The organism is Roseibium sp. LAB1 (assembly GCF_054658235.1).
This window is the reverse complement of record NZ_BAAGIB010000002.1, coordinates 33,897-59,992: the sequence shown is the minus strand read 5'-3', so window position 1 is coordinate 59,992 and position 26,096 is coordinate 33,897. Positions and strand designations below refer to the sequence as shown.

25 protein-coding genes are annotated in these 26,096 nt (G+C 59.1%); 19 read left to right on the top strand and 6 right to left on the bottom strand.

Going from position 1 to position 26,096, the window contains the following annotated elements:
- Positions 1–99: 99 nt before the first annotated feature.
- Positions 100–564: a tRNA (N6-threonylcarbamoyladenosine(37)-N6)-methyltransferase TrmO gene (tsaA, locus tag ACYQ54_RS10330; RefSeq protein WP_460081834.1), complete on the bottom strand. Its 465-nt coding sequence runs from the start codon at positions 562–564 to the stop codon at positions 100–102.
- Positions 565–634: 70 nt separating this feature from the next.
- The gene (locus tag ACYQ54_RS10325; RefSeq protein ID WP_460081833.1) at positions 635–1,543 is read right to left on the bottom strand and encodes a substrate-binding domain-containing protein; all 909 of its coding nucleotides are present in this window, start codon (positions 1,541–1,543) and stop codon (positions 635–637) included.
- Positions 1,544–1,831: 288 nt separating this feature from the next.
- On the opposite strand from ACYQ54_RS10325, the gene ACYQ54_RS10320 reads away from it, so the two are divergent.
- From ACYQ54_RS10320 to ACYQ54_RS10260, 13 genes are all read left to right on the top strand, one after another.
- A complete protein-coding gene (locus tag ACYQ54_RS10320; RefSeq protein WP_460081832.1) occupies positions 1,832–2,767 on the top strand; it encodes an ABC transporter permease subunit in 936 nt (311 codons plus the stop codon).
- 3 nt (positions 2,768–2,770) lie between these two features.
- Positions 2,771–4,105 carry a high-affinity branched-chain amino acid ABC transporter permease LivM gene (livM, locus tag ACYQ54_RS10315; RefSeq protein ID WP_460081831.1) on the top strand — a complete coding sequence of 445 codons (1,335 nt, stop codon included), beginning with the start codon at positions 2,771–2,773 and terminating at the stop codon, positions 4,103–4,105.
- The gene (locus tag ACYQ54_RS10310; RefSeq protein WP_460081829.1) at positions 4,102–4,947 is read left to right on the top strand and encodes an ABC transporter ATP-binding protein; all 846 of its coding nucleotides are present in this window, start codon (positions 4,102–4,104) and stop codon (positions 4,945–4,947) included. The genes livM and ACYQ54_RS10310 overlap by 4 nt, the downstream gene beginning before the upstream one ends.
- Positions 4,944–5,675, top strand: coding sequence for an ABC transporter ATP-binding protein (locus ACYQ54_RS10305; RefSeq protein WP_460081827.1), 732 nt, complete (start codon positions 4,944–4,946; stop codon positions 5,673–5,675). The genes ACYQ54_RS10310 and ACYQ54_RS10305 overlap by 4 nt, the downstream gene beginning before the upstream one ends.
- Positions 5,676–5,684: 9 nt before the next feature.
- A complete protein-coding gene (locus ACYQ54_RS10300; RefSeq protein WP_460081825.1) occupies positions 5,685–6,053 on the top strand; it encodes a DUF6867 family protein in 369 nt (122 codons plus the stop codon).
- Positions 6,054–6,199: 146 nt separating this feature from the next.
- A complete protein-coding gene (locus ACYQ54_RS10295; protein ID WP_460081823.1) occupies positions 6,200–7,300 on the top strand; it encodes a branched-chain amino acid ABC transporter substrate-binding protein in 1,101 nt (366 codons plus the stop codon).
- A 479-nt stretch (positions 7,301–7,779) separates the two neighbouring features.
- Positions 7,780–8,874: an ABC transporter ATP-binding protein gene (locus ACYQ54_RS10290; RefSeq protein WP_460081820.1), complete on the top strand. Its 1,095-nt coding sequence runs from the start codon at positions 7,780–7,782 to the stop codon at positions 8,872–8,874.
- Between the two features lie 82 nt (positions 8,875–8,956).
- Positions 8,957–10,057: an extracellular solute-binding protein gene (locus ACYQ54_RS10285; RefSeq protein WP_460081818.1), complete on the top strand. Its 1,101-nt coding sequence runs from the start codon at positions 8,957–8,959 to the stop codon at positions 10,055–10,057.
- Positions 10,058–10,164: 107 nt separating this feature from the next.
- Positions 10,165–11,430: an ABC transporter permease gene (locus ACYQ54_RS10280; RefSeq protein WP_460081815.1), complete on the top strand. Its 1,266-nt coding sequence runs from the start codon at positions 10,165–10,167 to the stop codon at positions 11,428–11,430.
- 8 nt (positions 11,431–11,438) lie between these two features.
- Positions 11,439–12,293, top strand: a complete 855-nt coding sequence (locus tag ACYQ54_RS10275) for an ABC transporter permease (protein WP_460081813.1) — start codon at positions 11,439–11,441, stop codon at positions 12,291–12,293.
- A gap of 200 nt (positions 12,294–12,493) precedes the next feature.
- Positions 12,494–13,723, top strand: a complete 1,230-nt coding sequence (locus tag ACYQ54_RS10270) for a M24 family metallopeptidase (RefSeq protein WP_460081811.1) — start codon at positions 12,494–12,496, stop codon at positions 13,721–13,723.
- 244 nt (positions 13,724–13,967) lie between these two features.
- Positions 13,968–14,387: a hypothetical protein gene (locus ACYQ54_RS10265; protein WP_460081810.1), complete on the top strand. Its 420-nt coding sequence runs from the start codon at positions 13,968–13,970 to the stop codon at positions 14,385–14,387.
- 31 nt (positions 14,388–14,418) lie between these two features.
- Positions 14,419–15,192, top strand: a complete 774-nt coding sequence (locus tag ACYQ54_RS10260; RefSeq protein WP_460081808.1) for a MinD/ParA family ATP-binding protein — start codon at positions 14,419–14,421, stop codon at positions 15,190–15,192.
- A 38-nt stretch (positions 15,193–15,230) separates the two neighbouring features.
- Here the strand turns inward: ACYQ54_RS10260 and ACYQ54_RS10255 are convergent, their stop codons facing one another.
- On the bottom strand, positions 15,231–16,616 hold the full coding sequence (locus ACYQ54_RS10255) for a serine/threonine-protein kinase (RefSeq protein WP_460081806.1): 1,386 nt from the start codon (positions 16,614–16,616) through the stop codon (positions 15,231–15,233).
- A gap of 67 nt (positions 16,617–16,683) precedes the next feature.
- Positions 16,684–16,806, bottom strand: a complete 123-nt coding sequence (locus tag ACYQ54_RS10250; RefSeq protein WP_460081804.1) for a helix-turn-helix domain-containing protein — start codon at positions 16,804–16,806, stop codon at positions 16,684–16,686.
- 195 nt (positions 16,807–17,001) lie between these two features.
- Between ACYQ54_RS10250 and ACYQ54_RS10245 the strand changes: the two genes are divergently transcribed.
- On the top strand, positions 17,002–18,765 hold the full coding sequence (locus ACYQ54_RS10245; protein WP_460081802.1) for a type VI secretion system contractile sheath small subunit: 1,764 nt from the start codon (positions 17,002–17,004) through the stop codon (positions 18,763–18,765).
- Here ACYQ54_RS10245 and ACYQ54_RS10240 read toward each other — a convergent pair.
- Entirely contained in the window at positions 18,741–19,466 is a 726-nt protein-coding gene (locus ACYQ54_RS10240; protein ID WP_460081799.1) for a PP2C family protein-serine/threonine phosphatase, read from the bottom strand. The two genes, ACYQ54_RS10245 and ACYQ54_RS10240, sit on opposite strands and share 25 nt — an antisense overlap.
- Before the next feature lie 512 nt (positions 19,467–19,978).
- On the opposite strand from ACYQ54_RS10240, the gene ACYQ54_RS10235 reads away from it, so the two are divergent.
- Both ACYQ54_RS10235 and ACYQ54_RS10230 read left to right on the top strand, forming a co-directional pair.
- A complete protein-coding gene (locus tag ACYQ54_RS10235; RefSeq protein ID WP_460081797.1) occupies positions 19,979–20,335 on the top strand; it encodes an STAS domain-containing protein in 357 nt (118 codons plus the stop codon).
- A 54-nt stretch (positions 20,336–20,389) separates the two neighbouring features.
- Positions 20,390–20,812: an ATP-binding protein gene (locus tag ACYQ54_RS10230; protein ID WP_460081795.1), complete on the top strand. Its 423-nt coding sequence runs from the start codon at positions 20,390–20,392 to the stop codon at positions 20,810–20,812.
- A gap of 27 nt (positions 20,813–20,839) precedes the next feature.
- Here ACYQ54_RS10230 and ACYQ54_RS10225 read toward each other — a convergent pair whose 3' ends face one another.
- Positions 20,840–21,766 carry a PP2C family protein-serine/threonine phosphatase gene (locus ACYQ54_RS10225; protein WP_460081793.1) on the bottom strand — a complete coding sequence of 309 codons (927 nt, stop codon included), beginning with the start codon at positions 21,764–21,766 and terminating at the stop codon, positions 20,840–20,842.
- 357 nt (positions 21,767–22,123) lie between these two features.
- Here ACYQ54_RS10225 and ACYQ54_RS10220 point away from each other — a divergent pair, with 357 nt between their 5' ends.
- From ACYQ54_RS10220 to ACYQ54_RS10210, 3 genes are read left to right on the top strand one after another with little or no spacing between them, the layout of a single operon-like run.
- Positions 22,124–22,537, top strand: coding sequence for a ubiquinone biosynthesis methyltransferase UbiE (locus ACYQ54_RS10220; protein ID WP_460081791.1), 414 nt, complete (start codon positions 22,124–22,126; stop codon positions 22,535–22,537).
- Positions 22,534–23,712 carry a class I SAM-dependent methyltransferase gene (locus tag ACYQ54_RS10215; RefSeq protein WP_460081789.1) on the top strand — a complete coding sequence of 393 codons (1,179 nt, stop codon included), beginning with the start codon at positions 22,534–22,536 and terminating at the stop codon, positions 23,710–23,712. The genes ACYQ54_RS10220 and ACYQ54_RS10215 overlap by 4 nt, the downstream gene beginning before the upstream one ends.
- Positions 23,709–26,093, top strand: coding sequence for a SpoIIE family protein phosphatase (locus ACYQ54_RS10210; protein WP_460081786.1), 2,385 nt, complete (start codon positions 23,709–23,711; stop codon positions 26,091–26,093). Before ACYQ54_RS10215 ends, ACYQ54_RS10210 begins: the two co-directional genes overlap by 4 nt.
- The last annotated feature ends 3 nt before the right edge of the window (positions 26,094–26,096 follow it).

Here is a 26,096-nt window from a genome sequence, read left to right as displayed (position 1 = left end):
AATTTCTCCCAGGGCGCCAATCGCGGGCGCGGATTTTGGGCCGGATTGTCAGGTCCGGGCAGAGCTTGTCAAGGTGACCGAAGAGGGCAAACGGTGCGGTCAGCCCTTGGGCGGTGCTTTTGGCGTGAAAGCGCAGCGGTCAGGCTTCAGGTCGATAAGCGGGGTGCCGTCGAGGCAGTCAAGCCCGCGTACGATCAGATTGGGCCCATCGACGGAAACGAGTTTGGCCAGAACGGTGCCAATCGGGTTCGGCCGGACAGGCGAGCGCAGGGCGAAGGTGCCGAAAATGTTTTCGCTATGAGCCGGGTTCTGGACCACCAGGTCCCGCCTGGCCTTGTCGAGCCAGTAGAGCACTTCCACACTGTCGTAGGCCTCGATGCCCTGCAATGCCGGCACCCAGGGGTCGAAAATCTCGATCCGGCATTCCGGGCCGTCTACGCTGCCCTGACGCGGGCAGTCCTTGCGCTCCTTAAAGGGGGTGTGGATCCTGCCGATGAAAAAGAGTCTGGCATCGTCCGGTTCCGTTATGGGAACCGAGATTTCGTGCGGGCGGATATCGCTCATCGTGTCTTTCCTGAATGAATGCCTGAATGGAGGGCTGAATGTGCGAGAGACCGACGAGAGGCAGTTCGGGTCAAGCTGACAACCAGCGGACAGCGCCGTGGCCGTCGAGGTCATAGCCGCCAAGCGCCGCAGCCTTGTCCCTGAATTCCGCAGTTCGCGCAAATTCGAACAGCTTTTGAACAGGTGGGGTGAAGAAGGACCGGCGGTCGATCAGAAGGTCGAAGCATTCCTCTGCCAGCGGCACGAAGGCCAGTTTGTAGGGCCGCGCGGCGGTTTCGATACCCAGGGCTGCGTCGGCCTCGCCGGCAGCAACGGCCGCTGCCGCGTCGTTTTCCGTGTGGGCGGTGGAAGGACCGAGAGCCAGATCGGCTTCACTGAGGCCCGCATCGGCAAGCAGCCTCGAAAACAGCAGTGCTGTGCCTGCGCCCGGCTGGCGCAAGGCGACGCGTTTGCCTTTCAGGTCTGCGACGGATCGGATCGTCGTCGAGGCTTCGCGGGAAACCAGAAGGCCGCGTTTCCGGTTCGCCCAGCCGATCAGCACCGCATCCCTGAGGTCAAGACCGCCGACCGTTGTAACGTTCCATCCGGTTTCTTCTGGCAGATGCAGTCCGGCAAGGGCAGCGTCTCCGGCGGCAAACCGGTTCAATCCGTCGGCGCTGCCGTTGCACAGCATCGCCAACCCGCAGCCGGACGCATGGACCGCCCAATCCAGTAGCGGATCGTGCGAGCCGGCCAGCACGCCCGGGCGTTCAGCCGCTGTGGTGGAGGCAGGTCCCTCGATCCAGGAACGCAGCTCCGCTGCGGGAAACAGAAGTTTTCCCGTGATTCGCCGGTGCGGGATCTCGTTGGCTGCGGCAAGGTCGTAAACCTTGCGCTCCTTGACCCGCAAAAGGTCGGCCACTTCCTTTGTGGTCAGGAACTGAAGTTGCTGTGTGCCGGTGTCTTGCAAAGGATTGCCCATGGTTGTGTGAGGGGACATTATCGGAGGAACTTCCGGAGAGACAAGACTGTCCGGTGGAGACTTCGCCTGGCTGGTTCGACGGATAGATGAAACCGTACCGCCCGGGCCGGATTTTTCTGACCGCGAATTTTAAAAAGCGGAATAAATTTCCTCAAAATACGAAAAGAGGAAATCTTTTATTTTTATCTTTTGCCGGATACGAGAGGAATTGTCTCATCTCGTGTGACTTGCTAATGAAGCTTTAATGAAGGCAAAAAAGCCTCGTTCTAAGAAGCAGAAATGGCTTCCGGGGGTAACAAAAAGAATATGGATTACTTTCTACAGCAGCTGATCAACGGTGTGACGCTTGGGTCGATCTACGGCCTGATCGCCATTGGCTACACGATGGTGTACGGCATCATCGGAATGATCAACTTCGCCCATGGCGACATCTTCATGGTCGGCGCCTTCATCGCGCTGATCTTTATCGTCGCATTCGGCATCACGGCAGGCTTGCCGGTGGCACTCCTCATCCTGGCACTGATCGGTGTCCTGGTCATCTCGATGGCCCTGACGGCGGCCTGGGGCTGGACGGTTGAACGGATCGCCTACCGGCCACTGCGCGGGTCTTTCCGCCTGGCGCCGCTGATCACCGCGATCGGCGCTTCCATCACGCTGCAGAACTTCGTGCAGATCTCGCAAGGAGCGCGCAACAAGCCTCTGCAGCCGCTGATCTCCGGCGGCTTCACGTTGAGCGACGGCGGCGAGGACGGGTCTGGCTTCATCGTGCAGCTCTCCTACACGCAGATCCTGATCATCGTGGTGACCGTCGTGCTGATGGTGGGCTTCACCTTCCTGATCAACAAGACCTCACTCGGCCGGGCTCAGCGCGCGTGCGAGCAGGACCGCAAGATGGCGTCCCTGGTTGGTGTCAACGTCGACCGCACCATCTCGCTGACCTTCGTCATGGGCGCGGGCCTTGCGTCTGTCGCGGGCCTCATGTTCCTGCTCTACTACGGTGTGATCGACTTCTACATCGGCTTCCTGGCCGGGGTGAAGGCCTTCACCGCTGCGGTTCTGGGCGGCATCGGGTCGCTGCCGGGCGCCATGCTGGGTGGATTGCTGATCGGTCTCATCGAGACCTTCTGGTCCGGTTATTTCTCGGTTGAGTACAAGGACGTTGCCGCCTTCTCGATCCTGGCGATCGTGCTGATCTTCATGCCCGAAGGCCTGCTCGGCAAGCCGGAAGTGGAGAAGGTCTGATCCATGTCAGCAAAATCTGAGAACCTCTTCAAGGTGTCGCTCAAGGATGCGGCTGCCGGAGGCGCGATCGCGCTTGCCCTGTTCAGTGTCCTGATCGGGATGAAGGCCGAGGTCGCAAGCGGCCTTGGCGGACAGCTCGGCATCGAGTACCGCTGGGTCGCCGTTGCCATTGCAGTTGCCATCGTCTTCGGCGGCCGGCTGCTGCTGAACCTGTTTGTCTGGAAGACCGACAAGCCGGTCACCGAGACCGCAAAAGGCTTCCTGCCAAGTGCAAAGCCGCTTGCCAAGCTCGGCAAGTTCGCGATGCCGGTGTTTCTGATCCTGGCGGTGGTGCTGCCGTTCCTGCTGATGTCGGCCTATGGCGCACGCGGGTCCCGCCAGTATCTCGACCTCGCCATTCTGGTGACCACCTACGTGATGCTGGGCTGGGGTCTGAACATCGTGGTCGGTCTCGCCGGTCTGCTCGATCTCGGATACGTCGCCTTCTACGCAGTCGGCGCCTATTCCTATGCGCTGCTGGCGCAGTATTTCGGCTTCTCCTTCTGGATCTGCCTGCCGCTGGCCGGCATCCTTGCCGCCTTCTGGGGCATCATCCTGGGGTTCCCGGTGCTGCGTCTGAGGGGCGATTATCTGGCCATCGTGACGCTGGCTTTCGGGGAAATCATCCGGGTGGTTCTGCTCAACTGGTATGATTTTACCGGTGGTCCGGACGGCATTTCAGGTATTCCGCGGCCAAGCTTTTTCGGTATTGAATTTGAACGCGGCCCGGGTGGCTTCGCCGATACGTTCGGTCTGGAATACAGTTCCATTCACCGGATCATCTTCCTCTACTACCTGATCCTGATCATGGCTCTGGTCACCAACTTCGTGACCATGCGCCTGCGCAAGCTTCCGGTCGGACGGGCCTGGGAGGCCCTTCGCGAGGATGAAATCGCTTGCCGTTCGCTCGGCATCAACACCACCAACACCAAGCTGACCGCCTTTGCGCTCGGTGCGATGTTCGGCGGTTTTGCGGGCTCGTTCTTCGCCACCCGGCAGGGCTTCATTTCGCCGGAAAGCTTCACCTTCATCGAATCCGCGGTCATTCTGGCCATCGTGGTTCTCGGCGGTCTCGGCAGCCAGATCGGCGTCGTGATCGCCGCGGTTGTCATGATCGGCGGCTTTGAATTCTTCCGCGGACTGGAAGAATACCGCATGCTGGTCTTCGGGCTCCTGATGGTCGTCATCATGGTCTGGAAACCACGCGGCCTCATCTCCACCCGCATGCCGTCCATTACCCTGAGCGGCAAGAAGGCGAAGGGCATCAGTGCCGACCTCGTGCAGGAGGGCCACGGATGAGCTCCTGGGATACCAACCCCGTCCTGACGATCGAACATCTGACCATGCGCTTCGGCGGCCTGGTCGCCATCGACGATCTGTCCTTCAACGTCGGCCGTGGTGACATCACCGCGCTGATCGGCCCGAACGGCGCCGGCAAGACCACCGTGTTCAACTGCGTAACCGGCTTCTACAAGCCGACCGAGGGCAGGGTCGTGATGAACCGCTCCAACGGTGAGCATTATCTGCTCGAACGCATGGCGGACTTCCAGATCTCGGCGAAAGCCAAGGTTGCCCGCACGTTCCAGAACATCCGCCTGTTCGGCGGCATGACCCTTTTGGAGAACCTGATGGTCGCGCAGCACAATCCGTTGATGCTGGCATCAGGCTATTCGCTGGCGGGCATTTTCGGTCTGGCCACGTTCCGCAAGGCCGAGCGCCAGGCGGTCGAAAAGGCACGCTACTGGCTGGAAAAGACAGCTCTCATAGACCGGGCGGATGCCCCGGCGGCAGATCTGCCTTATGGCGACCAGCGGCGCCTGGAAATCGCCCGTGCCATGTGTTCCGGTCCGGAACTCCTGTGCCTGGACGAACCGGCAGCCGGCCTGAACCCGAAGGAAAGCAGCGAGCTGAACGCGCTTCTGCAATATATCCGCAAGGAGCACGGAACCTCTATCCTGCTGATTGAACACGACATGAGCGTTGTGATGGAAATTTCGGATCACGTCGTGGTTCTGGACTACGGCGAGAAGATCTCCGACGGCACCGCCGCGGAAGTGAAGGACGATCCGAAGGTGATCGCCGCCTATCTGGGCGTTCCGGACGAAGAAGTCGATGCAGTGGAAGAGGAGGTCGGCATATGACATCCTCCAATCATCTTCTGGAAGTCAGGAACGTCGAGACCCATTACGGCAAGATCATCGCACTGCGTGGTGTGGACCTGACCGTCGACAAGGGTGAGATCGTCTCGCTGATCGGCGCCAACGGGGCCGGCAAGTCGACGTTGATGATGACCATCTGCGGCACGCCCCAGGCAAGTTCCGGTCAGGTCATCTACAATGGTGAAGACATCACCCGCATGCCTACCCATGAGATCATGCGCAAGTCGATTGCCCAGTCTCCGGAAGGCCGGCGGATCTTCCCGCGCATGAGCGTGATGGAAAACCTGATCATGGGAGCCGAAATGGCCGGCAACCACGATCTGGAAGCCGGTCTGCAGCGCGCCTTCGACCTGTTTCCGCGCCTGAAAGAGCGCCGGAACCAGCGTGGCGGCACGCTGTCTGGTGGCGAGCAGCAGATGCTGGCAATTGCCCGGGCATTGATGTCCAATCCCCGTCTTTTGCTTCTGGACGAACCGTCTCTCGGTCTGGCACCGCTGATCGTGAAACAGATCTTCGATGCGATCCGGGACCTCAACCAGAGCGACGGACTCACCGTCTTCCTGGTGGAGCAGAATGCCTATCATGCGCTCAAACTGGCGCACCGGGCCTATGTGATGGTGAACGGCAAGATCACCATGTCCGGTACCGGCAAGGAGTTGCTCGCCCGCGAGGACGTGCAGGCAGCTTATCTCGAAGGCGGAAGACACTAGGAGCGCGCTATGGGTATTCTTTATCAGACCAGTTTCGGCGTGTTTCTCGTCCTGCTGTGCGGCCTTGGCGGCGGCGCGGCCTGGATGACCGGACGTGCCTGTGCCAACACCTGGCGGCCGCTATACGTGCTGTTCTGGTTCGTGTTCCTGTTGAGTCTGGCGATCAGGTTCCTGACCTTCGCCCTGTTCGACGGAACGCTCCTGTCGGTGCACTATCTGGTTGTAGACTATCTCATTCTGCTTGCAATCGGCCTGGCGGGATGGCGGTATACACGGACCAACCAGATGACGACGCAGTATGTTTGGCTTTACGAAAAAACCAGTCCTTTCAGCTGGCGGTTGAAGACCGGCCAGACGGACAGATACGCCGAAGGCTGAGAATTCCGGAGGTGCGTTTTCCGCACCGATGGGGAACCGGCTGGGAATGGACGAAAAACAACAAGAATCGTCCCTGGCCCGGCCAAAACGGAAGCAAGGGCTTCCAGTCCAAGTGGTCCAGATAACTGGAACCAGGGGAGTTGATGATGAAAAAGTATCTTTTGGCTAGCGTTGCTGCAGTGGCCGGTATGGCCATGTCCACTGCCGCTTTTGCAGACATCGTGATCGCAACTGCAGGCCCGATGACCGGTCAGTACGCCTCCTTCGGCGCGCAGATGAAAGCCGGTGCCGAGCAGGCCGTGGCGGACATCAACGCTGCAGGCGGCGTCAATGGTGAGCAGCTGGTACTGGAAGTGGGTGACGACGCCTGCGACCCGAAACAGGCTGTTGCCGTTGCCAACCAGATGGTCGGCAAGGGTGTGGTCTTCATGGCCGGTCACTTCTGCTCGGGCTCTTCCATCCCGGCATCTGCCGTGTACGCGGAAGAAGGCATCGTCCAGATTTCTCCGGCTTCCACCAACCCGAAGTTCACCGACGAGCGTCCGGGCCCGGGCACCTTCCGCGTCTGCGGCCGTGACGACCAGCAGGGTCAGGTTGCCGGTACCTATCTGGCAGAGGAATTCGGCGACAAGAACATCGCCATCGTTCACGACAAGACTGCCTACGGCAAGGGCCTCGCCGATGCCACCAAGGAAGTCATGAACGCTGCCGGCAAGACCGAAACGCTCTACGAAGCCTACACCGCCGGTGAAAAGGACTACACCGCGCTGGTCTCCAAGCTGAAGTCGGAAAACATCGACGTTCTCTACGTCGGCGGCTACCACACCGAAGCCGGCCTGATGAAGCGTCAGATGGTCGACCAGGGCATGAGCACCATCCTCGTGTCCGGCGATGCGCTCGTGACCGACGAATATTGGTCGATCACCGGCCCGGCCGGCGAAGGCACCCTGATGACCTTCTCCCTGGATCCGCGCAAGAACCCGGAAGCCGCACCGGTCGTGAAGGCGCTTGAAGACGCCGGCAAGACCGCTGAAGGCTATGCACTCTACACCTATGCCGCTATCCAGGCATGGGCCCAGGCTGCTTCAGCTGCCGGTTCCACCGACTATGACGGCGTCGTCGGCGCACTGAACGACGGTGACTTCAAGACCGTTCTCGGCGATCTGTCCTTCGACGACAAGGGCGACGTTACCCTGCCGGGCTACGTCTGGTACGAGTGGAAAGACGGCCAGTACGACTACAAATAAGCCGCAAACTCCGCAAGTCTGAGGCTTTGCTCATTGCCCCGTCCGGCGCTTGCCGGGCGGGGTTTTTGTTGTCTGCAGGATCTTCCTGACGTTGCGGTCCCCGCCGGAGGGATGACGCAGCCAGAGCATTTCGTGACGTTCTACGGCTCCTGACCCAAGTTGGCATGCGCGAAACTCTTCTAGAGGCACAACAAACAACATGGTTGTGCAGTAAAGATTGCCGAACCCGGAGAAAGACATTTCTTTCTTCGGGCGCTTCTTCTTGAGTAAAAACTCGGCTCCATAATGCGTTGCAAAATATTAAGTCGGCGCCTGACTAAAAAATATCCAATTTTTTTTCATAACCCCTTCCCAAAAGGCAGTAATTTTGTTTTTCTATGCGCGTTCGTACACATCGATAGCTCTTCAGGAACGGAGGTTACCTGGAGGTTATTGGTCGTGCGTCTAATAATAATGATAGAAGCTGACTTGGGGACACAATGGCGAACACACGGGGCGCTGCTGTTAAGTATGACAGCGTTCAAAAGAGCTATGACGGGGAAACCCTGGTCGTAAAGAACCTCAATCTCGATATCCCGCCGGGCGAATTCCTGACCATGCTCGGTCCATCCGGCTCCGGTAAAACAACCTGCCTGATGATGCTGGCCGGTTTCGAACCGGCGACGCACGGCGAAATCTATCTGAACGACCGCCCGATCAACAACGTGCCCCCGCACAAGCGCGGCATCGGCATGGTCTTCCAGAACTACGCCCTGTTTCCGCACATGACGGTGGCCGAGAACCTCGCCTTTCCGCTTCAGGTGCGCGGTGTCGGCAAGGCCGATCAGCAGGAAAAGGTCAAGCGGGCACTGGAAATGGTCGAACTCGGGGCGTTCGGCAATCGTCGCCCGGCTCAGCTGTCCGGTGGCCAACAGCAGCGTGTCGCCGTGGCCCGCGCCCTGGTGTTCGATCCGGAGCTGGTGCTGATGGACGAGCCGCTCGGCGCACTCGACAAGCAGCTGCGCGAGCAGATGCAGTACGAGATCAAGCACATTCACGAGAACCTGGGTGTCACCGTGGTCTATGTGACCCACGACCAGACCGAGGCGCTGACCATGTCGGACCGCGTGGCGGTGTTCAACGACGGTGTCATCCAGCAGCTGTCGACGCCGGACGATCTCTACGAGGATCCGCAGAATTCCTTCGTTGCCCAGTTCATCGGGGAAAACAACAAGCTGAACGGCAAGGTCGTCGAGATCAACGGTTCGGAGTGTCTTGTTGAAATCGATGACGGCACGAAGCTCAAGGCCGACAAGGTCAACGTGGCCGCCGTTGGAGACAGGACGACCCTGTCCCTGCGGCCCGAGCGGGTGGAATTCGATACTGTCGACACGATGGACAATCTGGTCAATGGCCGGATCGAGGAACTCATCTATCTCGGTGACCATATCCGCGTTCGCATGAACGTGGGTGGCAACGACGAGTTCATCGTCAAAGTTCGCAACCGCGGAGAGAAGCGCAAGCTCGCCGTTGGCGAGACAGTCCGGGTGGGCTGGGCGCTGAACGACTGTAAAGCGCTCGATGCGGTTGTCTGAAAATCGCCCGGCGGCCTGTCCAAGGCCGCCAGCGACCACAACGGAAAAATCCGTTAAATCCTAAAAGAGGGAGCTAACAAACATGAAGCTCAAAACTGTAATTCTCGCAGGCACTGCTCTGGCGTTTGCCGGCAGCGCTGCCATGGCGAAGGACATGACCATCGTTTCCTGGGGCGGTGCCTATCAGGCCTCCCAGAAAAACGCTTACGCGGATCCGTATGTCGCTGAAAACTCCGACATCAACGTGATCTGGGATGAGTCTTCCAACGAGGCTGTCGCCAAGCTGCGCGCCATGAACGAAGCCGGCAACATCACGTGGGATCTGGTCGACGTGGTCGCTTCCGACGCCATCCGTCTGTGCGACGAAGGTCTGGCTCTGGAAATCGATCCGGACACCGACCTTGCAGATGCTCCGGACGGCACCAAGGCTTCGGAAGACTTCGGCGACCTGCTGGTCTCCGAGTGCTTCATTCCGCAGATCGTCTACTCCACCACCTTCGGCTACCGTTCCGACGTGGCTGAATGGAACGGCAAGGAGCCGGACGACATCTGTGATGTGTTCGATCTGGAAACATTCCCGGGCAAGCGCTCGCTGGAAAAGCGTCCGATCAACAACATGGAATGGGCTCTTCTGTGCGACGGCGTGCCGAAGGAAGAAGTCTACAACGTTCTTGAGACCGAAGAAGGTCAGGATCGTGCCTTCAAGAAGCTCGACTCCATCAAGGACAACGTCGTGTGGTGGTCTGCCGGTGCAGAAACGCCGCAGCTTCTGGCCGACAAGGAAGTCGTGATCGGCTCCACCTATAACGGTCGCCTGTTCTCCCTGATCGAAGAGCAGAAGCAGCCGGTGAAAATGCTGTGGGACGCCCAGGTGTTCGACCTTGACGGCTGGATCATCCCGGCCGGTCTGCCGGAAGACCGCCTTGCCATGGTGAAGGACTTCGTCAAATACGCCACCGACACCCAACGTCTGGCGGATCAGGCGAAATACATCTCCTACGGCCCGGCTCGCAAGTCTTCGGCTCCGCTGGTTGGCAAGCATGCCGATCTCGGCATCGAAATGGCTCCGCACATGCCGACCGATCCGAACAACGCCAAGAACACCTTCCTCTATAACTACGAGTGGTGGGCTGATTACCGTGACGACATCGACGCCAAATTCCAGGCGTGGCTGGCTCAGTAATCATCTGAAGCTGTCCGCGTTCGGTTGAATGCGGCCAGAAGAGAAACCGGTCCGGGTGGGGCAGCGCTCCACCCGGATCTCCCAATGGATTTGCGGAAGACTGTTTCATGAGCGATACCCACGCGGGCGAGGTTCTGACGACGAAAGACGGCAAGCCGCTGAAGGCAGCTCTTGCCAAGGCGCTGCGCCGAGAGAAGCTGCGCGCCCTGGCGTTGATTGCGCCCCTGCTGATTTTTGTCCTGCTCACCTTTGTAGCTCCGATCGTGGACATGCTGTTCCGCTCGGTCGAAAACGGAATCGTGGAAGACACGCTTCCCAGGACAGTCGTCGCCTTGCAGGAGTGGGACCCGTCGTCCGGCCAGGCGCCTGACGAAGCGGTCTTCGCGGCCCTTTACGACGACATGGTCGTCGCCGTGAAAGAGAAGACCCACACCCGCCTCGGCTCTCGCCTCAACTACGAGGAAACCGGCGTCTCCAGCCTGTTCCGAAAGACGGGACGCGGCATCAAGCGCATGGATGAAGCCGGTCCCTTCAAGGAACAATTCATCGATGTGGACAAGGACTGGGGCACCGTCGAAACCTGGCAGGTGCTCAAACGGTTCTCGCCGCGCTATACGGCCGGCTATTTCCTGAATGCCTTCGACGCGCAACAGACCGCGAACGGCGTCGAACTGAAACCGGAAGACGAACGGATCTACATGTTCCTGTTCGGCCGCACCCTGTTCCTGTCCGTCGCGATCACCGTATCCTGCCTGCTTCTGGGCTATCCGATCGCGTTTCTTCTGTCGGCCTTGCCGCTGCGCTCGTCCAACCTGCTGATGATCCTGGTGCTGCTGCCCTTCTGGACATCGCTACTGGTGCGTACGTCTGCCTGGAAGGTGCTGTTGCAGCAACAGGGGGTAATCAACGATTTCCTGGTCTGGACAGGCCTCATAAGCGACGCCGGACGCCTGGTGATGATCAACAACCAGACAGGCACGATCATCGCCATGACGCACATCCTGCTGCCGTTCATGATCCTGCCGCTCTATTCGGTCATGAAAACCATTTCGCCGTCCTATGTACGTGCGGCCAAGAGCCTTGGCGCCAACGACTGGACCGCGTTCTGGCGGGTGTATTTCCCGCAGACCGTGCCGGGCATCGGCGCGGGTGCCGTGCTCGTCTTCATCCTGTCCATCGGCTACTACATCACACCGGAACTGGTGGGTGGCACGTCGGGCATCTTCATTTCCAACCGGATCGCCTACCACATCTCGTCGTCGCTCAACTGGGGTCTGGGCGCAGCGCTCGGCACGTTGCTGCTCGTGGCGGTTCTGGTTCTCTTTGTTGTCTACGACAAGATCGTCGGCATCGATAACGTGAAACTCGGATAGGTGGCGGCATGAGTGCACTTCCTCCCTACGCGTCTCCTCTCCAGATCACCTGGTACTACATGTTCCGGGTGATCTGCGGGTTGATCTTCTTCTTCCTGATCTTCCCGATCCTGGTGATCCTGCCGCTCAGCTTCAATGCGGAGAACTTCTTCACCTTCACCAAGGCAATGCTGGCTCTTGATCCGGCAGGCTATTCCTTCAAGCACTACCAGGATTTCTTCACCAATCCGGATTGGCAGCAGGCGCTGACCAACTCGGTGCTGATCGCGCCGGTGGCGACCATACTGGCAACCGGTTTCGGCACGCTGGCCGCGATTGGCCTGTCCCAGTCCCATGTGCCCTACAAGTCTGCGATCATGGCAGTGCTGATTTCGCCGATGATCGTTCCGCTGATCATCTCGGCGGCGGGCATGTATTTCTTCTATTCGCGCATCGGTCTGCAGGGAACCTACTGGGGCGTGGTTCTGGCCCATGCCGCACTCGGAACGCCCTTCGTCATCATCACGGTGACGGCGACGCTGGTCGGTTTCGACCGAAGCCTCGTGCGGGCGTCGGCCAGCCTTGGCGCCAACCCGGTCACCACCTTCTTCAAGGTGCAGATGCCGCTGATCATTCCGGGCGTCGTCTCCGGTGCGCTGTTTGCCTTCATCACCTCCTTCGACGAAGTGGTGGTGGTGCTGTTCCTCGGCTCTGCCGGTCAGAAGACCCTGCCGTGGCAGATGTTCACCGGGCTGCGCGAACAGATCTCGCCAACCATTCTGGCGGTGGCATCCCTCATGGTGGCCATTTCCATCTGTCTGCTGACCGTGCTGGAGTTGCTGCGCCGCAGGTCTGAGCGCCTGAGAGGACTTTCACCGGGCTGATCCCGGTCGGGCGTGAAGAGCGCCCCGCTGCTTTCAATTTGAACCGGTGGCGGAACGCCAGTCACCGGGTGGAGACAGGATCTCCCGGTAGCAAGACATCTTGAATTTGGGCCTGGCGGGCCGGCTTCTTCACGGAAGCCGGCTCGTTTTGCGTTTCAGGCCCCGGATACCGAAGCATGAACAAACGGAAGGAGCCTTCAATGAGCAATGACATGATCCGCATTTATGAAATGAACAACGGTGAGAAGGCGTTTTCGCCCTTTTCGGCCGGCGAAATGGACAGCCGCCAGGAAAAGCTCAGAAAGCTGATGGCGGACCGGCAGATCGATGCCGCCTTGTTCACCTCCTATCACAACATCTGCTACTACTCCGGTTTCCTCTATTGTTACTTCGGCCGCAAATACGGTTTCCTGGTCACCCAGGACAAGGCAACCACGATTGCGGCCGGTATCGACGGTGGTCAGCCCTGGCGCAGAACCCATGGCGATACGGTCATCTATACCGACTGGCGCCGGGACAACTATTTCCACGCCATCCAGTCGCTGCTGGCTTGGCCCAACCCTGCAATCCGCCGGATCGGGATCGAGTTTGACCACGTTTCTCTCGACATGCTGAAACTGCTGGAAGCCGCTTTTCCCGGTGTTGAGATGGTCGACATTGCCGCCGATGCCATGGCGCAGCGCACGATCAAGAGCGCTGAAGAACATGTACTCATCCGTGAAGGTGCGCGGATCTGTGATGTCGGCGGGGCGGCGCTGGCGGAGGCGGTCCGGGCCGGTGTTGCCGAACACGAAGTGGCCATGGCGTCGACCAACGCCATGATCCGTGAAATTGCAAAGTCCTTCCCCTTCGTCGAGCTGATGGACACCTGGACCTGGTTCCAGTCGGGCATCAACACCGACGGTGCTCACAACCCGGTCACCAACAAGAAGGTCGAAGCCGGTGACATCCTCAGCCTCAACTGTTTCCCGATGATCTTCGGCTATTACACCGCACTGGAGCGGACGCTGTTCTGCGAATATTCCTCTGACGAACATCTGCGCCTTTGGGAGATCAACTGCCATGTTCACCGGGAGGGGTTGAAGCTGATCAGACCGGGTGGACGCTGCTGCGATATCGCCAGCGAACTGAACGACATTTACCGCAGCCACGATCTTCTGAAATACCGCAGCTTCGGCTACGGACACTCCTTCGGTGTGCTCAGCCACTATTACGGCCGCGAAGCCTCGGTGGAGTTGCGAGAAGATGTCGACACCGTCCTTCAGCCCGGTATGGTCGTGTCGATGGAGCCGATGATCATGATACCCGAAGGTGAGGCCGGTGCGGGGGGATACCGGGAGCATGACATCCTGATCGTGACCGAAACCGGCGCTGAAAACATCACCGGTTTCCCGTTCGGACCGGAGCACAACATCCTGCCGAAACGATAAGGCGGCAAATTTTCCCACCTTTGTTTCGAACCACGGCGGCAAGGGGCTGACATCTTGCCGCCGACATGCCCGGGCCGGCCCGGGGCAATTGTCGAGATATAGCTGCAGACGACGGCCTCGAACCGCCCCAGCTGCTATGTGGCGAATGCGCCGGGGCAATCGCCGGGCCGCTCAACAAACATCTTGGGTTACCCGGCAAGGCGTGATTTAACCGGGCTATCGCCGACTGCCTCCGGAGGCCTGAATGACCTCATCCGACACCATGAAACCTGCTCTGGCCAGTCTGGCCCGAACCTGCGAAGCTATTGCCAACGGGCGCTTCGACGAGGTCGAGGAGCTTTATCAGGTGATCACGGACAATGGGGTCGAGGCAGATATCCGCGCCCTGGCTGAAACCTTTTCCGGCATGGTGGTGCAGGTGGAGGCGCGTGAGTTCCATTCAAGCCAACTCATCTCGGAACTGACGGAAACCAAGCGCCAGCTGGAGGCGGCCGAAGCGAAACTGCGCAAGGAAAATGCCGAACTGAAGACCCGACTGGACAAGTTCGAAGTCACCTATGACCAGGAACAGGCCAAGGCGGAAGTCGAGCAGGTAAGCGAATCCGACTATTTCCGGTCCCTGCAATCGCGCGCCAAGGACCTTCGGTCCAGATACAAGTCCTGATTTTTTTAAAAACATCCTTCGAGATCGATCCGTGACCAAAATCATTTCCACTCATTCCTATCGTGGCGGCACCGGCAAATCCAACGTCACGGCCAATCTGGCCGCGGTTCTTGCCCTGCGCGGCCACCGGGTCGGCATTGTCGACACGGATATCCAGTCTCCAGGCATCCATACCCTGTTCAAGGTCGATCTCAACACGGTCACCAACACGCTGAACAACTACCTGTGGGGCCATTGTCCGGTCACCGACACGGCGGTCGATGTCACGGATAATGTGGTCGATGGCGACGGCAATCCAACCGTGCCGGACGGTGGCAAGGTCTTTCTGGTTCCCTCGTCCATCAAGACCGGTGAAATCGCGCGTATCCTGAAGGAAAAATACGATGTCGAGGACCTGAACCGTGGCTTTGTCGATCTCTGCCGGGGGCTGGAACTGGATTATCTGCTGCTCGACACCCATCCGGGCGTCAACGAGGAGACTTTGCTGTCCATCGCCATCTCCGACACGCTGCTTTTGATCCTGCGCCCCGACATTCAGGACTATCAGGGCACCGCGGTCACATTGGAACTGGCGCGCAAACTGGAAGTCCCGCAGCTGTTTCTGGTCGTCAACAAGGCGCTTGAAACCTTCGATTTCAACGAATTGGCACAGCGCATTTTTTCCAACTACCGCACACCGGTGGCGGCCGTCCTGCCTTTGTCGACAGACCTTATCCAGATCGGCAGCACCGGCCTGATCTGTACCCTGCAGCCGGATCACGGCTTCACCCGGGCCATCGAGACGATCGTCGATTCCATAGAATAGGCGATGCCCGCATGCCGGGATGCGGCCTGGCCTCGTACTCAGTCCTGTCTTTCAAAAAGGCCCTTGAGGAAACTGTCGACGTCTCCGAGGCGCTTGTTGCGGTCGAACTCGAGCGCCTGTCTCACGGTTTCCCAGGCTTGCCGGTCGAGGCCTTTGATGGGCATTGGCGCGACGCCTTCCTGTGCCACCTGATCTATTGGGCGGGACTGGAACGGGTGGCTGCCTGTGAGGATCTGGTAGGCGATGCAACCGAGCGCAAAGATGTCGTCCCGCGGATCGCGATCCGCCCGCCGGAACTGCTCGGGACTGGCATAGGTCTCCGTCAGGCTGTCCTGGATTGGATGATCCGCACTGGCGCTTGCGGCGGCGGCCAGGCCGAAATCGAGCAGCTTGATCGTGCCATCGGTCGGCAAAAAGATGTTGCCGGGATTCAGATCGGAATGAACGACACCGCGGCTGTGCGCATGGGAGAGGCCCGCGCAAATGCCCCTTAGGATGCGGGTGCATTCGCCCGGGGGCAGGGGTTGACCGAGAGCTCGCCCGATCCGGCGGTCGAGACTCACCCCGTTGAGCAGTTCCATGACGATGAACACATCCGCCTTGTCGCGGTCGAAATCATAGACGGTGGTGATGTTCGGGTGCGCAAGCGCCTGAGACTTGCGCGCTTCCGCTTCCAGCAGTCGCAAGGCTTCTGTGTCGTAGTGAAAACTCTCGTTCAGAAGCTTGATGGCGACATAAGGCTGATCGTGACCCGCTTCCAGACGGCGCCGGTCAACGGCGGAATAGACGTGGCCCATGCCGCCCCGACCGATTTCGATATCCAGGATGAACCGGTCACGCAGGATGGAACCGACGCCCGCGCGCTTGACCTTGGAGGCCGCCAGCTTGTTGATGTCGAGACTGTCTCTGTGGCCGCCACTGGACACACGACGCGCGTCGGAGCGGAACCGCGCGCTCCTGAAATCGGTCAGGTATTTGTCCAGTTTGCTGCTGTCGTCGACGGACGGCGGCGTGTCATCCATATTCGAGCGCTGGCTGCGAAAGTCCGTGTAACCGGACACGAGCGAGGTCAATATGGCGTCATCGATCTTGCTGCGAATGTCGTCGCCCGTATCTGTTGACGGTTCGTCGCGAAACGGCAATGGCGGCAGGGTGTCCGGTTCAGCGGGGTTCGGATCTGCGAGCGCGGCTGTGGCCGGGCGGGATGGGCTGTCAGCATCGGGCGACGGCAGCTGGTTCAGCAGTATCTGACCAACATCGTTCGGCAGCCGGCCATCTTCGACGAAGTCCCGGATGGTCTGCCGGGTCTGACGAAGGGCAATTTCCGATTGCTGTGCGCCGGTCCGCAATTGCTTCGACAAGGCGTCATAGGACAGCTTGCCGGACACGAAGGCGGTTATCAGCGTGCGCGCGGCGGAGGTCATGTCTGACGTCAAATTTGCAGAATCCCTAACGTGTGTCCGGCTCGAACCGTCTCCTGCCCCTCACGGATCAGGGGTGTTCGAAACCGTCGGAGCGCGTCATGTTGAACCGGCCGAGCGTGTCGATAATCGTTCGTCGGCTGACACTCAGTATGCGCGCTGCATTTGTTTTGTTCCAGTTGGCTTTGTGCATTCCGGTCTAATATTATCTGCACATGCGCACTTCAGGTCTGCGCGGAAGGCAAGAATGCGCCGTCCTGGCAGGGAGGGGCCCAGGCGACCATGTGCAGGGGTACGACGTCGGCGGCAAGATCGTGATCGACGGGACCACTCTGGCCTTTTTGTCGAATTGAGCGGAGCTCAAAGTTATCAACCGGGGATGATCGAAATGACCAGGAAAGACGACGTCAAAGGCGGTATCGCCAGTTTCTCGATTGGCCTCGGAAAGCAGGGCCACGCTGCGGCCCCGATCTCGCCGGCGCCACCTTTCAGGGTGCTGATCGCAGGTGACTTCGGCCTGCCGGCAACAGGTCTGGCCTTCAACATCACCGGACTTGATGTTGAGGAAATCCTGGAGCGTAACGCACCGGCCTTTTCCGTGTCCGTGCTCAACACTCTCGGCTCGTCTCCTTCGGAACTTGAAGAACAGGTTTCCTTCACCAGCCTGAAGGACATGCGTCCGCCAAATCTGCTTCGCCGTTTCCGCTTCGTGCGGGATCTTGAGACCGCAGCTGGCGATCAGGACCAGCTTGCCGCCCATGGCCAGCGCTACGACAAGGTTGGTGAGGCGATGTCTGACGAACGCAAGTCGGTCCTGGAAAAGCTGCTGAAAGAAGAAAAAGTGCCAGCCTCAGTCTCAGCCCCGGCCAAAGACAAAGGGCCGGGTGGCGGCATCATTGGCACAGACGGGCTCGACGAGCTGATTTCGATGATCCGCTCTTCGGGGGAACAGGCAGCGCCGAACGAGAGTGGCAGCGCCGCCAAGGCCGCCGTCGATGCATTCATTCAAAAGACCCTACAGGAGGAGCGCCAGTCGTCGCATGCCCCGGTAGCTGCGAACAAGGAGGATGTTCCGGCCGGCACGATGCAGGACGGCCAGGTGCGTCTCTTCTTCGAAAGTGCCAAACTGCATACGGTGCTGCAGAACTGGAGCGGGTTGAATTTTCTCCTGAGTGAAATTCCGTTCGACTTGCCGCTGGAACTCTATCTCCTACAGCTCGATCACGATCTTGATGCCGTGGACGTGCAAGAGGTTCTGGGCGGTACCAGTGAAGCTCTGCAGGCCGAACTCTACGATGTTGCCCTGTTTGCGAACGAGACCGGTCTGAGCCCGCGCGATACGGAGCGACTGAAGGTGTTTGCGCGGGAATGTGCCGATAGCGATACGGTCGGTTTCGCCTCGCTCACCGGTGACTTTGCCGGCGTTCCCGGAAAGGAACTGGCCGGCATGGAAGCGCCTCATCAGGTGCTGGACAGGCCTGGCCTGGAAGGCTTTGCAGGCCTGCGGGACGGTGATGCCGCCTCTCATCTGGCGCTTTTCTGGAACGATGCCCGGTTGACCGCCGTAGAGGCGGCGGTTCCGGCGCTTTATGCGGCAGGTGGTTTCGTGGCGCTTTCCGAATTACTGATCCAGCTCGAAACCGAAGTGTTTCCGCGTCTGCCTGTCGGCACACCCAGGGATTACGACGCGCTCGAATTGGTCGAAGGCGGGGCCATGGGCCGCTCGGTTGCCATGGCAACGCGGTTTCTCGCCGGATCGGGCGCGGCACCGTCACTCGCGCTTGCCGGGATCAACGTCCTGGAGGGCGTTGCCAACAGTACCAGTCTGGTGTTCCACCAGGCGGTTACGGTGCAGCGGGGCAATGAGGGTCGTGGATCGCTGGATCAGGCTCTGCTTGTGTCGCGTTTGTTCTCCCTGTTCCAGGAAGCCCTGGGCGGGGCCGTGACGGAGGGGCAGAATGCTGACGACCGGGAAGCCGCCGTCGCGCAGAACCTGGAAGTCCTGAGTGCATCCCTGTCGGGCAAGGTTGCTTTCGAGGTCACACGAATGGCGGTGGAAGACCAGGATCTGATCGGCGTGACGGCATCCGTCCTGGAGGGCTGGGCCTCGGGTCAGCAGCATTCTTTCTATCTGCCGGCGTCCGATGGCTGACCCTCTGCCTCCACCCAGACCGTTATCACCGTGATGTCGTCCGCGGATCCGCCGGCGGCGGAACGCGCAACCAGCCGGTCAGCGAGGCCGAAGGTCTCATCGGCGGCCATCTCGGCAAGCATGGGTTCGTCCATGCCTTTCAGAAGTCCGTCGGTGCACAGCACGAAAACATCACCGGGCATCATTTCCAGCGTTCGGCGGCCAAGCTGTACCGCGTGGCCGATACCGACAGCGGACGTCAGCCGTCCGGCCTCGTCGGCATGGTCCTCGGAGAGGAGCAGCAGTTGCTGCTGGCGCAAAAGGTAAAGGCGCGAGTCACCGGCCCAGATGCAGCTGGCTTGTGACCCGCTGATGACCAGGCTGAGACTGGTCGTGCCTGAAATGTCTTGTTCGGGGGCGGCGAGAAAACCGGCGTAGAGATCGCGGCCGACATGGGAGAGCGCAGCTTCCAGGGCAATCAGCCGGGTTTCGTGGCTGTGCGACGGCAGGTTGGCCAGCTGCGAGATGGCGTGAACCGTCGCACGGCTGGCGACTTCACCGTCTCTGTGACCGCCCATGCCATCGGCAACGGTGAACAGCCCGTGCGACGGGGCCGCAAAGTGACTGTCCTGATTGACCGGATGTCTGGGGCCTTGCCGGGTCGCCGCTTCGGATCGCAACAGCAGAACAGCGGCAGAAGTGTCGATCGTATGCAAACGCACCTTCTCCCGTGTTGAGGACACAGGATCAGACCGGGGTCGATCTGACCGCGCGGCCATCCGAACCACGGCCATTCCGCGGAAAGGCAGCCTCCGGTTTTCCGCCCGTCAGGCATCCCTATCCAGATACAGAGTTCCGGAGAGCGCGTCGAGCCGCCATTCTGCCCTGCCACGCTCACGGCGTTGGCGGGCCAGTCTCCATCTTGCGCAATTCGGATTCAAGTTTCTTGAACTTGAGCGATACACGAAACGGTTCCTGGTCATCCAGAGATTCCAGAGGCTCAAGGCCCAAATCTATTCTGGCGGCATGAAGAGTTGCCGAGGGACTTTCGTGGGCTATCGGGGGTACCTCGGATCGAGTGAACGCAGGAAGCACGCGAAAATAAGATGAAATGCAGCCTCGTAGCCTTTGGCGCGTCACACCTTTATAAAATTTACAAGTTTCGCGCCGAAATTGCGTGACAGATACTTTCATCATCAGAAACCGGACGCCGATGCAGAATTGGGAAATGGCAATGACCGCAGACGTCGAAGAAATCACCATCAGCCACGAGACGGACGGCGATCTGATCATCGTTCACCCTGTCGGCAAGCTGGATACGCTCAACGCAAAGACCTTCGAAACCTATCTGAAGGATCTGATCGCGGTGACACCGGGAACGTTGCTGATCGATATGGAACAGGTCGATTACGTGACCAGTTTCGGGCTGAGATCGCTGCTGATCGTCGCCAAGCTTCTGGCACCGTCCGGAGACAAGCTGGTGTTGTTCCAGGTGAACCCGTCTGTCGTCGACGTCCTCAAGATTTCCGGTTTTCTGAAGATCATGCAGGTGGCGGAAAGCCGGGAAGATGCAAAGGCGTTGGCGGGTTGACGAGACGTCTCGCCAGCGCGCTAATCTGAACAACGGCCGGCAGGGAACGGGATAGTGGATCTCGAGACGGTGACAGTTCGAAATGACGTGGAGGACCTGCCGGCGGTTTACGCCGTGCTGGAGCGCTTCTGCACCGGCGCGGGCCTGTCCGACGAGGACCGCCGCACGCTTTGTCTGGTTGTTGAAGAACTTTTCGCCAACACCGTTTCCTACGGCTATCCGGACGGCAGCGAGGATCAGATCGCGATAACGGCCGCGCTTGGCCCGACACATGTCAAGCTTGTGCTGTCCGACAGGGCAAGGCCGTTCGACAACAGTTACATGCCGTCCGCACCCTCCGGAGCCGAAAACGTCGAGGACATGGGCATTGGCGGACTGGGGTTGTATCTGGTGCATCAGCTCGCCGACGAGGTTGCCACAAAGCGTATCGGCAACGTCAACCACACCACGGTTCTGGTGCCGCGCGCAAAGACCTGAACTGTGTCTGGTTGCCGGATACGGCTGTCAGAAGGCAAATTCCATCATCGAGAAATCATCCGGCAGGGGGGCGTTGTCATGAAAGGCGGCCAGCCAGTCATATATGGCCTGAGGCAAGGTGCCTTCCACGATTTTCGATTTGTCCGCCAGCTCGGCCCAGGTCAGGGTCCGGCCGTCTGCATCCTCGATCTCGTAGGTACCGTCACTGATGACCAGTAATCTGTCGCCGGGGAGAATGTCGAACGTTCCGCCGTCGAAGTCCATGTCGGGCATGGCGCCGATCACCATGCCTTCCGGTGTCCCAAGGCCCACCACGTCCAGTCCCGATCCCGACGGACGCAAGAGAATGGCGGCCGGATGGCCTCCGGAGGCAAATGCTAGCTGGCGGGTCGACCGCCGGTAGACACCGTACCAGATGGTGAAGAACATGTTGTTCTGTCGTTCCATCGGAAAGGCATTGTTCAACTTGGCAAGCACGTGTGCCGGGTCGCGGAAATCGGTGTCCGCAAGAGCATTCGAGCGCAGCACGTTGATGATCGCCACGGACAGCAATGCGGCACCGACACCGTGACCGCACACGTCGATCAGATAGATGGCGAAATGGTCGTCATCGAGGTCGTGATATCCGAACGAATCACCGCCAAGTTCGGTTGACGGCACCAGGAGCCAGTCCGCTTTCGGGGCCGACGGCCGCCTTTCCGGCAGGATGGAATACACATAATTGCCGGCATCCCGAAGTTCCGCCTCCAGGCGTTCCTGGGTGCGGGTCAGCAGAATGTTGTATTCGGCGAGCTGGTCTTCCACGGCTTCGCCATGCTCGATCGTGGCCTCGTAAAGCAGCTTGAGGTCATCGTGTTCTGCGCGCAATTCCTCAAGTTCTCTGCGAACTCGCGCAAGTTCGTCTGCAGAAGCGTCTGGCTGGGCAGCGGCGTCAAAAATACTGGTACTTGTCATGGTGAAAATATGATGCCTTTACGGACGCGCGGTGGAAACCCAAAGTTTAGAGTTCTGCTGCTATGTTAATGAAGCAGAAAACATTGGAGCAATCGCGGTTGATATATCCTTGGCAATGAGCGACACCGTATTGTTAAATACATGAATTATCGATGACACGAGTTCAATCGGCCAAAATTTCCAGCTTTCTCGTATAACTGAAGTGCATCGCTTTGAGGTGCAATTGACCACGCCAGCGGGGGAATAAAAATGCAGGCACCTTCTGAAGGCATATCATCTAATTCCGGTCTGCCACAGATGATTCACCTGGATTTGGACATCAAGGATTTTTGTTCCGACTGGACTCATTGCGATCTCATGTCGGGTTACGTCGCCCGGATGGTCAGCCACAACCGGCTGGATTCGCTCCTGTTTTCCAATCTCTATTCGTCGGCTTTGAACGAGCTTCTGGAAGCTGTGTACCGGACCCACGGCACAAGCGGCAATCTGGAATGCGCCGTCTTGCGCGACGGCAATGTCGACCGGATCGAACTGACTTTTCCGGCCGACGAGGAAACTTACAAGGTCTACGAGGCTGCCATAGCGAAAGTGACCGGCGACGACGCCGAAACGCTTTACCTGGAGGCATTGTTTGCCGAAGCCGAACCCGATGCGAGCCTGGGGCTTCTGGAGCTCGGCGTCGACTATGGCGCCCGGCTCGCCATCGGACGGAGTGAAGACGGCCGCATGAGCCTGGTCGCAGAGCTTGTGCTTGAGGACGACGCAGAATGATCGCTGATAATATGACACAGGCCTTTCAATGGACCTTCAACGAGAACGATCAGGAGTTCTCGCTTCATGGCAGTCTGCGCCCGCAACGGGCTGAAGAGCTGCATGGCTGCTTTTCCGCGATGGAGCAGTCCGTCGCCAAGGTAAGCGGAAAATTCTACGTCAATGTCAGGCGCCTGGTGCGCATGAACAACGTTGCGTTCCATGCCTTTGCCGGCAAGATCCTGGATCTTGTGCGCAGCCGCAGCGATCTGAGTGTTCATGTGACGACGTCGAGCGTGGTCGGCTGGGCAACGCGCAAGTTCGCTGTGCTCGAGACAATGTCCGACAAGATCACTGTCAGCGAATATGACAATGAATTCTATCCGGGACAGTCGTTCGTCGAAGACAGCGAATTCATCCATGTGCTGCGCACGCAGACAAAGCTGACCTGGCGGCACGAAAAGGAACTTCTGCGCAAGCACGGCCTGAAGCCGGGAATGCAGGTTGCCGACATTTGCTGCGGCATTGGCGATTTCGCCGTGCTTCTGCAAAAGGAGTTCGAGCCGGACCGGCTTGTCGCACTGGACCATTCCAGGTCCAGCCTCGACTACGCACGCCGTGTCGCCGCCGACTTCGGCATCCGGGGCATCGATTACGTCTTTGGCGATGCCGCGGACATGCTGCTGGAGGACAACCAGTTCGACTTCGTGACCTGCCGTCATTCCCTGCAGGTGTTCGATCAGCCGGAGCTGATCCTCAAGGAACTCTACCGCATCTGCAAGCCGGGCGGCCGGATCTACGTCACCAACGAAAAGAACTCCCATTGCCTGGGAGAACCGAGGTCGGAGTCCATTCAGTGGACCTATAACGAGGTCGCCAAACTCTGGCACCACTTCGACATGGATATCGAGATTGGCCCGAAAAGCCGGCGCCTCCTGATTGACGGCGGCTTTGAGAATGTAACCATCGGCTCGTTCATGGTCACCAACACCGATGGTGATCCGCAGGATTTCGCAGACGTCATCGCGTCGTGGAAAAACCTCTTTGCCGGGAAAATGGCGCAGGAACGCGGCGACGACGCCGAATTCATCGAGCGCTTTGCCAAAGGGTTCGACGATCATATTTTCGCAGCGCTCCACCCGAAAGGTTATGCAGGTTGGCCAATCTGGGTTGCCTCGGGGCGTAAGCCGCTATGAATGCACCGGTAACAAGTCCACAGAACGAAAAGCAGATCGGCCGCTTTTCGTTGCGAAGCTTCCGCGCCAAGTTCATGCTTGTCGTGGGCGTCGCGGTTCTGTTCGATCTGGCGCTTGCCGGCGGCATCGGTATCTGGAACGTGCAGAAACTGTCCAGGGATGCGACGGAGCAGGTCGGTGAGGGCCTGACCACCGCGACCGAAGACTATCTGCAAACCTACATCGACACGACAGCGTTCCGTGCCGATCTGCTGATCGAGCGCGTCCATTCGGAACTTGCAACGCTCGCCTCGTCGATGCAGACGCTCATTGACCACCCGGATGTCCAGGAAGCGGTTGGCAACACGATCGAGACCAGTCCTGAATTTTCCTCTGAACTGGTCTATGACGAAAAGGGTGGCTGGTCGCAGAACACGGAAGGTGTTCCGTCCGCCGTCAGCGTCTGGGGCTATTTGCTTGATGAAAACAAGAACCCGGTTCCCAAGGCCGCCGAAGAGCTGAAGCACAGTTCCTTCCTCAGCCTTGTTGGTCCGTCGATGATGTCGACGGGCGCTCCCAAGCTGCAGATTTATTATGTCGGTCCCAAGGACGCGTCGATCATGCGCGCGACCCCTTATTCGGAGCAGGCACAGACATTCGATCTGCTGTATCCCGGTCATAACGAGGGCGCGAATTTCTGGGATTTCTTCTTCCCCGGCGTCTACGAAGGCTGGCAAGACTGGATCAAGGATCCGTCCTCCAGGCCGGTCGAGTCCAATATCGTCACCACCGCTCCCTATATCGATGCGATCACGGGCAAGCTGATCGTCAGTTTCTTCCATCCTCTGTGGACCCAGGATCGCAAGGATGTTGCGGGGATGGTCGCGGTCGACATCACGCTCGAGCAGTTGACCTCACTGGTCGAAAGCCTTGAGATCTCTGAAAGCGGGTTCGGCTTCCTGACGATGTCCGACGGCAATGTGGTGGCAACCCCGAAGGCCGGCGAGGCAACCCTTGGACTGGTTTCCAGCGACGTCAGCGGACAGGGTGTCACCGGTGTGAACCGAAATCTCAAGGAAAGCAGCCAGCCGGCCATCGCCTCCCTTGAGCTCAGCGCCAAGGACGAAACCGTCATCAAGCACATCTTCCTTGAGAACGATGGCGAGGAAGTCCCCTATCTTCTGGTTCTGAAGCAGCTCAATCCTGCCAACCTGTGGGATGGCGCCGGCATCACTTCGGAAACGATGACGCTGGGCTTCGTGGTTTCCGAACGCGAGATCTACCAGTCGCTGATCGATGCCACCAACAACATCTCCGAGGCGACGGCCCGCATTCTGAACTACCAGCTGATCGCTTTCTGCGTCAGTATCTTCGTGGTGTTTGTTGCCGTCTATGCCATTTCAGGCCGCATCACCAAGGGTCTGTCGCAACTGGCCGAAGCAGCGCGTGCCCTGCAGAACAAGGACTACTCGGTCCGTGTTGCCATTCCGACGCGCGACGAGGTCGCGGCGGTGGGCCTCGCCTTCAATCGCATGGCGGACGAGATCAGCTATCATACGGAGAACCTTGAAAATCTCGTCGAGGAGCGGACCAGAAAGCTGGAAACCGCGAACCGCGAGATCGGAGAGCTCAACAAGCGGCTGAAATCGGAGAACCTGCGCCTGGGGGCAGAGCTGGATGTCGCCAAGCGCATTCAGGAAATGGTTCTGCCGCGCCTGAGCGAATTGGAAGTGATCCCGCAGATCGAAATTGCCGCCTTCATGGAGCCGGCAGACGAGGTCGGCGGCGATTATTACGACGTCCTGTTCGACGGCAGCCGCATCAAGGTCGGTATCGGTGACGTAACCGGCCACGGGCTGGAAAGTGGCGTCTTGATGCTGATGGTTCAGTCGGTTGCCAGGGCCCTTCAGGAGAAGGGGGACAACGATCCGATCGCCTTCCTGGATGTGCTCAACCGGGCGGTCTACAAGAACATCACCCGCACCAATTCGGACAAGCATCTGACCCTTGCCTTCGTCGATTATGAAGACGGCCAGGTGACGTTGTCCGGTCAGCACGAGGAGGTGCTGATCATTCGCGCCAATGGCGAAACCGAGCGGATCGACACCATGGATCTCGGTTTCCCGGTCGGGCTTGAGGCTGATATTTCACCCTTCGTGGCGACGCTCGATCTCGCGTTCGGGCCTGAAGACATCCTCATCCTGCATACGGACGGGATCACGGAAGCGGAAAACGCGAAGGGCGAGATGTACGGCCTCGACCGGCTTGCCCAGAGCGCACATGAAAACCGCGAAAAATCCGCAAAAGGTATTGCCGCGGCGGTCATTCATGATGTGAAGTCGCATATCGGCGACTACAAGGTATTTGATGACATCACTCTTGTTGTGTTGAAGCATAGGTAAGGC